Source organism: Sulfurovum sp. (assembly GCF_041562805.1).
GTDB lineage: Bacteria > Campylobacterota > Campylobacteria > Campylobacterales > Sulfurovaceae > Sulfurovum.
The window spans coordinates 1-10,031 of sequence record NZ_JBFFOH010000086.1 but is presented as its reverse complement, the minus strand read 5'-3'; the positions used below and the strand labels follow the sequence as shown (position 1 = coordinate 10,031).

The window sequence follows — 10,031 nt, the reverse complement described above, 5'->3', positions numbered from 1 at the left end:
TCCCACAAAATATTCATCGTTTTACACTGAACTTTTAAAAAAGTGTACATGAGACGATTAACTTAAAGGACATACTATGGCAAGAAGATGTGACATTACGGGTAAAGGCCCATTAACAGGAAACAACGTTTCTCACGCAAATAACAAAACAAAAAGAAGACAACTTCCAAACTTAAGATCTGTAAAGATCACACTTGAAGATGGAACAACTAAAAGAGTTAGAGTTGCTGCTTCTACTCTTAGAACAATGAAGAAACACGCTGCTCAAGCTGCTACAGCTGAGTAAGTCCCTACTTTTGGGACTTCGGCTTTGAAAGCCATACAAAAATTTAAAAAGTTTCTCGGATGGAGAGACACACACAAACCTCATATTACACTAAATGACGAGTATTATGCTCATTTAGCCCCTTTTAGACTTCCTCTTATACTTACTGTATTTGTTATGCTTATCGGTACAATGGGCTATATGCTTATTGATGGTTTTCCACTTATGGATGCCATTTATCAAACAGGTATCACATTTACTACCGTAGGTTTTGGAGAGATCAAACCCATATCAGATATGGGACGTATTTTCACCATCACCCTCATCATCTTTGGCTTTGTTGTCTTCTCAATTGCCATAGGTATTATTGCAGAGGTCGTCAAAAAAGGTGAATTTCAAAAAACTGCCAAGGAGCGTAAAATGCTTTACGAAATTGCTAGACTTAAAAACCATTTTGTTGTCTGTTATCACAATGAATTTACTATAGAAGTAACCAAACAACTTCGTGCAAACCACATCCCTTTTGTAGTTGTTGACCCTAGAGAAGACATGGACGCGATAGCAAAGAAATACCATTATCCTTACTTCGTAACCGCAGAACCACACACCGAAGAAGGTATATTGAAGTCGCATCTCTCTTCGGCAAAAGGAGTTATTACGTTGGCAATGAACGTAGCAGACAACATTGCAACTATCGCTTCTGCCAGACTCTATGAAACAGAAATACACCGTGGTAAAAAATTTCTCATCATTGCCAATGCAAGAAGCAATGAAGATGACCAAAAACTTCTTAAACTAGGTGCTGACAGGGTTGTTACGGCAACAAAACTCATGGCACAGCGTATCAATGCGATGGCTGCACGTCCAGATATGGAAAATCTTCTTCAAGAATTCCTGTATAAAAAGGATACCCCTCTTGATATGGAAGAGGCAAAAGTCTCGAAAATCTCTTGGCTTGCACTTAAAAAAATAAAAACTGCACGTTTCAGAGACATTGCAAATGTGACGATCATCGGTATACGTCAAAAAGATGGCAAGTTTATTCCTATGCCTAAAGGTGATACGATCATCATGCCACAATCCAAGCTTCTACTCATCGGTACAAGTGAAGGTATCGCCCACGCTAAAAAGATCATCCGTAAAAAAGAGAAACCTGAAGAGTTGAAATATGTTTAATTTGGTTCCATTGGAAAACGGTTTAGAAAATGTAAAAGGGTTCTTCTGTGGTGCTACGAATGTAGGTATGAGAACAAACCCTGCAAACTCTGGTATATCTGATGTTGATGGTGATGTTGCATTTATACGAAGTGAAACGCCTTGTGATATCTCGTCTGTATTTACAAGCAATACATTTCAAGCTGCCCCCATCAAACATTATCAGAAATATCCTAAAGATTTTCAAACCAATTTTGTCCTCATCAATGCCAAAAATGCGAATGCAATGACAGGAGAAAAAGGTATAGAAGATATAGAATCCATTATGTCTACACTCTCAAGCAAACAAAATGTACTTAATCCTGTGATGAGCTCTACTGGTGTCATCGGCTACCGTTTACCTATAGATAAAATAACCTCTGCTTTTGACATACTAGACTTCAATGCTTCAAATTCTCACCAGACAGCGCGAGCCATCATGACGACAGATGCTTTTAAAAAAGAGTTGGCCTACAAAGTTGAACTTGAAAATGGTAACTCTTTTAATATTGCCGCCATATGTAAAGGTGCAGGTATGATCAACCCTGCCATGGCTACCATGCTCTGTTTTATCATCACTGATGCAGACATCCCTAAGTCTGATATGGATGAACTGCTTACAGTTGCTACAGAAGGCTCATTTAACCGTATTTCAGTAGATGGTGACACCTCTACAAACGATACAGTAATGCTTTTATCCAACAAACAAAGTGGAAGCTATGACAAAGATGCTTTTGGTGGCGCTTTAAACAAAATAATGTTTGAACTTGCCATGCTTGTACTCAGAGATGGAGAAGGTGCAAACAAACTTGTAGCTTTTGAAGTCAATGGGGCTCGAAGTGAGGAAGAGGCAAAGAAAGCCAGTATGGCCTTAAGTAACTCACTCCTGGTAAAGACTGCCCTCTTTGGAGAAGATCCAAACTGGGGACGTATAGCTTCAACCATAGGTGCATCCGGCATAGCATGTGATGACGAAACTCTCACCATACACTACGATGACCTTCTTATCTACTCTAGTGAATTTAGAGAGTTGGACAAAATGCGTGAAGACAAAGCCTACAAGATCATGAAACAAGATAGTTTTAAAGTCACTTGCGACATTGGGTTAGGTGATGGAAGCTACACATCTTATGGCTGTGATCTGAGTTATGAGTATGTAAAAATAAATGCAGAGTATCGAACTTAAAAATTTTACTTTTAACTCTCCACTAAACACAAAAAAGTTATAATAATAGAATATATTAATACTAGGAAGTAACATGTTACACGAATACAAAAATGAAATACACGAATTAAAACTAAGCAATGCACACTTTGCAAAAGTTTTTGAAAAGCATAATGCACTTGATCAGCAAGTTGAAGATGCAGAAGCGGGACGTACTCTTTTAACGGATGTTGAGCTTGAAACACTTAAAAAAGAAAAACTTCTTTTAAAAGATGAAGCTTACAAAATGATCTTAGACTATAAAAAAGCTCAGGCATAATCTTAATCTTTAACACCATGGGCTTTTGCCCATATATTAATCTTCTTATCCTATAATATCTTTAATCAATTTATAGGATTAATCATGAAACTACTCTCGCTTGTACTTATCCTACTTGCAACATTTGGAATACAATAATATGGCAACATTTAATAGCATAGAAGCACTTCCAAAAGAGCTTTTAGAAACACTCACTATACTAAACTTTACGACAATGACTGAAATACAGGACAAGGCCATCAATCCTATCTTGGATGGTAAAGACATCTTAGCGCAATCTAAGACGGGTTCGGGGAAAACATTGGCCTTTGGACTACCGTGTGTAGTGCGTACAGATATGAATGATAACAAACCCCAAACCATCATCATCACACCTACACGTGAATTAGCTGAGCAGATAGCCATCGAACTGCGTAAAGTTGCAGCCTATAAACCCAATCTCAAGATCCTCACACTTTATGGTGGAGTGCCACTTCGTGCTCAGGCGGAATCACTAGCAAAAGGGGCACATATTCTTATAGGTACACCTGGGCGCATACAAGATCACCTTGCAAAAGAGACACTGGTACTAGACAGTATTAAAACACTTGTGCTTGATGAAGCAGACCGTATGCTGGATATGGGTTTTTATGACGAGATAGTCAAGATAGGGTCGAACATGCCACGTGCAAAACAAACCCTACTCTTCTCAGCCACTTTTCCTGAAAAGATAGAGAAACTAGCCAAAGCGCTATTGAAACAGCCGATAACCATTAAAGTAGATACAGTTCAAGAGAGCGATAAGATAGATGAAATAGTCTATGAGACTGCTGATAAATTTAAAACACTTACCGCACTGATACAATCCTATAAACCAGAATCACTCCTTATTTTCTGTAACACTAAAGCAGAAGTCATTTCACTTACAGACACATTACATCAACATGGACATTCGGTTATAGATATACATGGTGATCTTGAACAAAAAGAACGTAATGAATCTGTCATCGCTTTCTCCAATGGATCCAAACGTATCATGGTTGCTACGGATGTGGCTTCAAGAGGTCTGGATATCAAAGACATCGAACTGGTTATCAACTATGATCTACCTTTTGATCCAGAGATCTATACACACCGTATAGGACGTACAGGACGTGCAGATGCTACCGGTATAGCCATCTCACTCTATGGTTCAAGAGACAGTGAAAAATGCGCTTACATTACTTCTCAGGCTCGTACAGCCCACATGAAAGACTTACGTGTGGATGCTTCCTTTAAAATGGTCTCAAAGTACGATACACTTTGCATTAACGGTGGGAAAAAAACCAAACTTCGTGCAGGAGATATACTCGGTACATTGTGTAAAGAGATAAACATTGATCCTAAAATGATAGGAAAGATCAATATCACCGATACAAAATCTTATGTTGCACTTCATCATACCGTGATAGACAAAGTATTTAAAGCATTGAAGAAGACAACAATCAAAAAGAAGAAATATATCACTTGGATATTGAACTAATCTTCCAATATCTCTTTTTGATTATGGGAGACAAATATAGAGCGAAGCACTATATGTTACGCTAACACTGGGTTCTCCTCAGCAGAGAGCTCACGCAACTGGTTGCGTTAATTAATCTTCCAATATCTCTTTTCTTCTTTTGTGTCTAATGACATAAAAGAGTGTGATCAGGACTACACAAAGAAGTGCGATCAATGTTGCAGACTGTAGGTATTCTGAGATGAGTGCTTCATTTGAACCTAACAGATAACCTAAAGCTACCAAGACGATCACCCAAATACCCGCACCCAGGCCTGAATAAAAAGCAAACTTAGCCATGTTCATACGTGCCAGTCCTGCAGGTAAAGAAATAAGTTGTCGAATACCCGGGATGAGTCTTCCGTTGAATGTGGAGAGTTCTCCATGTTTAACGAAAAAGGCTTCAAGTTTGTCTAATGTTTCTTCTTTAATAAAAAAGTATTTACCATAACGTAAAATAAATTTTCTTCCAAAATGCATCGCCAGGTAATAATTAAACAGTGCCCCGGCTACAGAACCAACTATCCCTGCCAAAATGACAATATACAGATTCATTTCACCTTTAAAGGCTAAATATCCTGCAGGGATCATAACAATTTCACTGGGAAAAGGGAAGAAAGTACTCTCAAGGAACATGAGAAGAAAGATACCCCAATAGCCCATATCTCCAATGTAACCTACAATGGCTTGAGCTATGTCGTGTATCATAAAAGGTGTTAGTTACTATTCGCTATACGCGCCGACTGCGGTAAGTCTCTTATAACGCTTGTCAAGTAGTTCATCTTCAGAAAGTTCTCTTAATGCTTTGACAGTCTCAAGGAAATATTTCTTTATCACATCAGCTGATGTTTGTTTATCACGATGCGCGCCAATAAGAGGCTCATCAAGTACATCATCTATTAAACCATGTTCAAATAGATCATCTGGTGTGATCTTTAATGCTTTAGTTGCAGCTTCCACTTTAGTCGGATCATTCCATAAAATTGCTGAACATCCTTCAGGTGAAATAACTGCAAATACAGAGTAGCGCATCATAGCAAGTTTATCTGCTACACCTATAGCAAGTGCTCCACCTGAACCACCTTCACCGATGACAATGGAAACCATTGGTACTTTCACAGAGGCAAATTCAAATAGATTTCTAGCAATAGCTTCACTCTGTCCTCTCTCTTCTGCTCCAAGACCAGGGTATGCACCCGGAGTGTCTATGAGCATCAGTACAGGAATATCAAACTTCTCTGCCATTTTCACTGCACGTAGCGCTTTTCTGTATCCTTCAGGGTTTGGCATACCAAAGTTTCTTTTGATCTTATTTTTAACACCACGCCCTTTTTGTTCACCAATAAGCATCGTCTTTTGACCCTTGATCCAACCAATGTAACATAAGATAGCAGGATCATCTCTAAATGCACGATCTCCATGAATCTCATACGCATCATCCATCAAAAGTCGGATGTAGTCTAAAGCATACGGTCTGTCCGGATGACGAGCAAGTTGAAGTTTTTGAAAATCACTGAGAGCTCCAAAAGTCTTCTGTACTTCTTTTTCTAATTCATGTTGATACTTATTGACAGCCTCAAAATTTGCGATGGCATGCGCCGATACAATCTCTTCTTGTATCTTTTCAATTTTGTTTTCAAAATCTAAATAAGTTGCCATGCATTAACCCTTATATTTTCTTAAAGATAACTACGCCGTTTGTACCACCAAAACCAAATGAGTTACTCATAGTAATGTTGATATCTGCTTTTCTAGCCTCATTAGGTACATAATCCAAATCACAGTTCTCATCTGGCGTTGTATAGTTGATCGTTGGAGGCAGCACACCATCTCTCATAGCCATAAGGCATACAACTGCTTCTATGGCACCTGCCGCACCAAGACAATGCCCCACTTGCCCCTTAATAGAACTTACCGGGGGACAGTTCTCTTTACCACCAAACAGTTCTTTAAGTGCAGCTGTTTCATTTTTGTCATTGATCGGTGTGGATGTACCATGTGCATTGACATAGTCTACTTTTGGCTCACCTGCCATTTTATAAGCACCCTTCATTGCACGAAGAGGTCCATCCATTGTTGGCGTCGTAATGTGATTTGCATCACCACTTTCACCAAATCCGATCAGTTCACCATAAATGGTTGCACCTCTTGCAACAGCATCATCATAACTCTCTAATACCAGTGCACCTGCACCTTCACCCATTACAAAACCATCACGATCCGCATCAAATGGTCTAGATGCAGTTTGAGGGTCATCATTTCTTGTAGAGAGTGCTTTCATTGCTGCAAATCCACCGATACCTACTTCACAGATAGCAGATTCTGCACCAACAACTAGCATTTTGTCTGCAGTTCCGACCATAATAGACTTTGCAGCCTCACCGATGGCATGTGTACCAGCAGCACAAGCAGTTACAGATGAAAGGTTTGGACCTTTAAGTCCTTGATAGATAGAGATAAATCCACCCAGCATATTGACAAGAGAAGATGGGATGAAGAAAGGAGAGATTCTTCTTGGTCCCCTAGTTGCACATACAACAGAGTTCTTTTCAATATTTGGTAATCCACCTATACCTGAGGCTGAAGCCACACCAAATCTTTCCAAATCTACATCTTCTGGAAGTTTCGCATCGCCTATAGCTTCCATAGCAGCTTTAAGACCAAGCTGTATAAATCTGTCGGCTTTTTTTGCTTCTTTTGCGTCAAGCACTGTGAGTGGATCAAAATCTGTTATTTCACCAGCGATGCTTACAGAATGTTTTTCTGTATCGAATAGTTCAATATTTTTAATACCGCATTTTCCTTCTACGATCGCAGAAAATGCACTTTCTTTATCTAGTCCTAGGGCATTTATCATCCCTAATCCTGTAACTACAACTCTTTTCACTGGCTCTCCTATTCCACTTATATAAAATATCTATTAATATTTCGGAAAATACTAATAGATACTTTATCAAATTCCCCGGAGGGAACTCAACTTATACGTTTTCGATAAATTTGATTGCGTCATTTACAGTTGCAATAGCTTCTGCTTGATCATCAGGAATTTCGATATCGAATTTCTCTTCAAGTGCCATTACTAATTCAACAACATCAAGACTATCAGCCCCAAGATCCTCTACGAATTTAGACTCTTCTTTAACCTCATCCGGGCTCACATTTAGTTGCTCTACAACTACTTCTTTTACATCATCAAATAATGCCATTGACTACTCCTTAAGTTTGTTAAAAATACGTTCAATTATAGCAAAAAAAGTATAAAAAGCTTATATTTTTAATAAAATCCGTGTTTGTGTGGAGAAAAGAGGTAAAAAAACGTCTACAAAAACACCTTTAGACTAAAATATCGTTTAATACAGAGATGAGGATACACTAACACATGGTTGACACCATGTATCAATTTATCTTCAATGATTAAAATTCATATCTAATATTTGTATAAATATAACGTCCCGGCTCATTCATTAACATCACTTCACTACCTGGTGTAGCAAGCAATATCAAATCACTATAGGTATTTGAAACTGCATATGTTTTGTCAAATACATTATCAATACCCACAGTAAGTTCAAATGCTTTAGCAAACTTTTGGCTTGCTTTTAAATTCAGTACAGCATAAGAATCTAACTCTTGTTCACCATTCTCATAATCAAAAGTATCCCAATCATCTGCTGCAATCACTTCTGCTCTCAATGCTAATGTACTGTCATAGTCATAATTCACTGCTGCATTTAATTTAAACGGTGCGATATCTGGCATATCTGTACCCGTCTGTCCAGTCAATGGATCATCCTTTTCACCTTTTTGAAACGCCATACCATAATCAAAATAAAGTGAATCTGTTGCAATATATGTGCCACTTAGATCAAATCCATATATACTTGCATCAACATTTTCATAGGCATTCACCGAAGCCCCCATCATATTTACATTACTTGAATTAAATGCAATATAGTCCTCCAGTTTAGAATAAAAAGCTTTTACTTTCAGACTAGCATTTTCATATTGTTTTTCAACACCCATGTCAAACTCATAGTTCACTGTATTTTCCAAGTCAGGTGTACCTACAGCATTACCCATACTTCCTATCCAGTAAAGCTCTTTTGCATCTGGTACTCTTGATGACTTACCAAATCCGGCAAAATATTTAGTAGTCGCATTTGCCTGGTATGTTCCAAGCAAATATCCGTTGAGTTCATCATACTCATTCGATTGTTGTGCCGGATTACCTGAATCAACGTCAGTATTGTCATATCTAAGACCCATATCAAGTGACACTTTGTCCAACTTCACGTTATCTTCGATGAAGAAAGCCGTATTTTCAGTATCTACATCCCAAATACTATGATATGGTCTCGTACCTCCTGATGCAATATCTAGCGGTATATCATTCATATAATAACCACCATCCCAATTTCTTTTACTATAATCCAAACCGGCAGTAATTGTATGATTATCCAATGCAAAACTATTTTTAAGTTTAGCGCCTTGCGTTTTTGTATCTAAGGCATGTGTCATATAATTTACTGCACCCATTACACGATATTTTGTTGACATCGGATGTTTCACTTTAGACTCATAAACTTGAAGATTTAATTCTTTTGAATAGGTTCCAAGATCTTTAGCAATATACTCCAGATTATAAATATCTGAATCGTCATACAGTGCATCCATCTTGGAAGAAGGGTATAAAACATCATCACTTCTGTTCGCAGTGTAACCGAGTCTTAACTCCTGATTATCAGCAATATCCCAGAAAACTTTTGCCATGAATGTCTTTTTAGTATAAGCATCCATATCTTTATATTGATCTTGATACTGTGCAGAAGCAGGTGCCGTACCCTCTGCAATATTTCTGGCTATTTGCCCTACAAAGTCATTACCGTCACCATCTTCATACTGTTCACTTGTCTCTGCTGAACCACTGAGTAAAACTCTTACATTTTCTGCAATACCTCCACTTAAAGAAAAGGCACCTTTTTTATAACCAAAGCTTCCAAATCCCAGGTTTATGTCTCCACTCAACTCTTCTTCCGGTTTGATAGTATGCACTTTTACATCTGCAGAAAGTACCCCAAAATCTTCTACATTAAAAGGTCCTTCATTGATCTCTATATAATCTACGTTATTGGTCAATACATGAGAAATAGGTGGGTCCATTCTATTTGGACATGCACCATGTACTTTTACACCATCTATCGTTACACTGATGTTGTCTTTCTTTTGACCTCTGACAATAATATCATTTGCGATACCCGATCTTCGTATGAGTGAAACACTCGCTGATTGTTTAGCCAATGCTTCCCCTAGATCGGCTGACTTGATCTCCTCTCCACTGACATCTTTAATAACCTCTGTATCTACTTTTGTCTCTACATATATCGTTTCTAACTCTACTTCGGCAGCATTTATCCATAATGAACATGCCAAAGAGAGGTAAATTCCCTTTTTCATACCTGTCTCCTAATATAATTTGTCTTACCTTAGTGTAGTTGTGTTAAGTTTGTGTTAAATTTATCTGAGTTTATACTGAAGAGTGATATTGATACTTTTTGGCAAAACAATAGGT

Annotated in this window: 10 protein-coding genes; 5 read left to right on the top strand and 5 right to left on the bottom strand. The window is 38.1% G+C overall.

The window, feature by feature from the left end:
* Positions 1-76 precede the first annotated feature (76 nt).
* The 5 genes from rpmB to dbpA all read left to right on the top strand — a co-directional run bounded on the left by rpmB (position 77) and on the right by dbpA (position 4,444).
* Positions 77-286 (top strand): 50S ribosomal protein L28, encoded by a 210-nt coding sequence (rpmB, locus tag ABYK33_RS10175; protein ID WP_309495703.1) that lies wholly within the window; start codon positions 77-79, stop codon positions 284-286.
* Positions 287-310: 24 nt separating this feature from the next.
* A complete protein-coding gene (locus tag ABYK33_RS10170) occupies positions 311-1,441 on the top strand; it encodes a TrkA family potassium uptake protein (RefSeq protein ID WP_373033075.1) in 1,131 nt (376 codons plus the stop codon).
* A complete protein-coding gene (gene argJ, locus ABYK33_RS10165; protein WP_373033074.1) occupies positions 1,434-2,645 on the top strand; it encodes a bifunctional glutamate N-acetyltransferase/amino-acid acetyltransferase ArgJ in 1,212 nt (403 codons plus the stop codon). The genes ABYK33_RS10170 and argJ overlap by 8 nt, the downstream gene beginning before the upstream one ends.
* 73 nt (positions 2,646-2,718) lie before the next feature.
* Positions 2,719-2,943: a YdcH family protein gene (locus ABYK33_RS10160; protein ID WP_373033073.1), complete on the top strand. Its 225-nt coding sequence runs from the start codon at positions 2,719-2,721 to the stop codon at positions 2,941-2,943.
* Positions 2,944-3,082: 139 nt separating this feature from the next.
* Entirely contained in the window at positions 3,083-4,444 is a 1,362-nt protein-coding gene (gene dbpA, locus ABYK33_RS10155) for an ATP-dependent RNA helicase DbpA (RefSeq protein WP_373033072.1), read from the top strand.
* Between the two features lie 111 nt (positions 4,445-4,555).
* Here the strand turns inward: dbpA and ABYK33_RS10150 are convergent, their stop codons facing one another.
* From ABYK33_RS10150 to ABYK33_RS10130, 5 genes are all read right to left on the bottom strand, one after another.
* A complete protein-coding gene (locus tag ABYK33_RS10150; protein ID WP_373033070.1) occupies positions 4,556-5,170 on the bottom strand; it encodes a DedA family protein in 615 nt (204 codons plus the stop codon).
* Between the two features lie 15 nt (positions 5,171-5,185).
* Entirely contained in the window at positions 5,186-6,121 is a 936-nt protein-coding gene (gene accA, locus ABYK33_RS10145) for an acetyl-CoA carboxylase carboxyl transferase subunit alpha (RefSeq protein WP_373033068.1), read from the bottom strand.
* Positions 6,122-6,131: 10 nt separating this feature from the next.
* The gene (locus tag ABYK33_RS10140) at positions 6,132-7,349 is read right to left on the bottom strand and encodes a beta-ketoacyl-ACP synthase II (RefSeq protein WP_373033067.1); all 1,218 of its coding nucleotides are present in this window, start codon (positions 7,347-7,349) and stop codon (positions 6,132-6,134) included.
* 91 nt (positions 7,350-7,440) lie between these two features.
* Positions 7,441-7,668: an acyl carrier protein gene (acpP, locus tag ABYK33_RS10135; protein WP_309495712.1), complete on the bottom strand. Its 228-nt coding sequence runs from the start codon at positions 7,666-7,668 to the stop codon at positions 7,441-7,443.
* A gap of 208 nt (positions 7,669-7,876) precedes the next feature.
* Positions 7,877-9,916 carry a TonB-dependent receptor gene (locus tag ABYK33_RS10130; protein ID WP_373033066.1) on the bottom strand — a complete coding sequence of 680 codons (2,040 nt, stop codon included), beginning with the start codon at positions 9,914-9,916 and terminating at the stop codon, positions 7,877-7,879.
* Positions 9,917-10,031 lie beyond the last annotated feature (115 nt).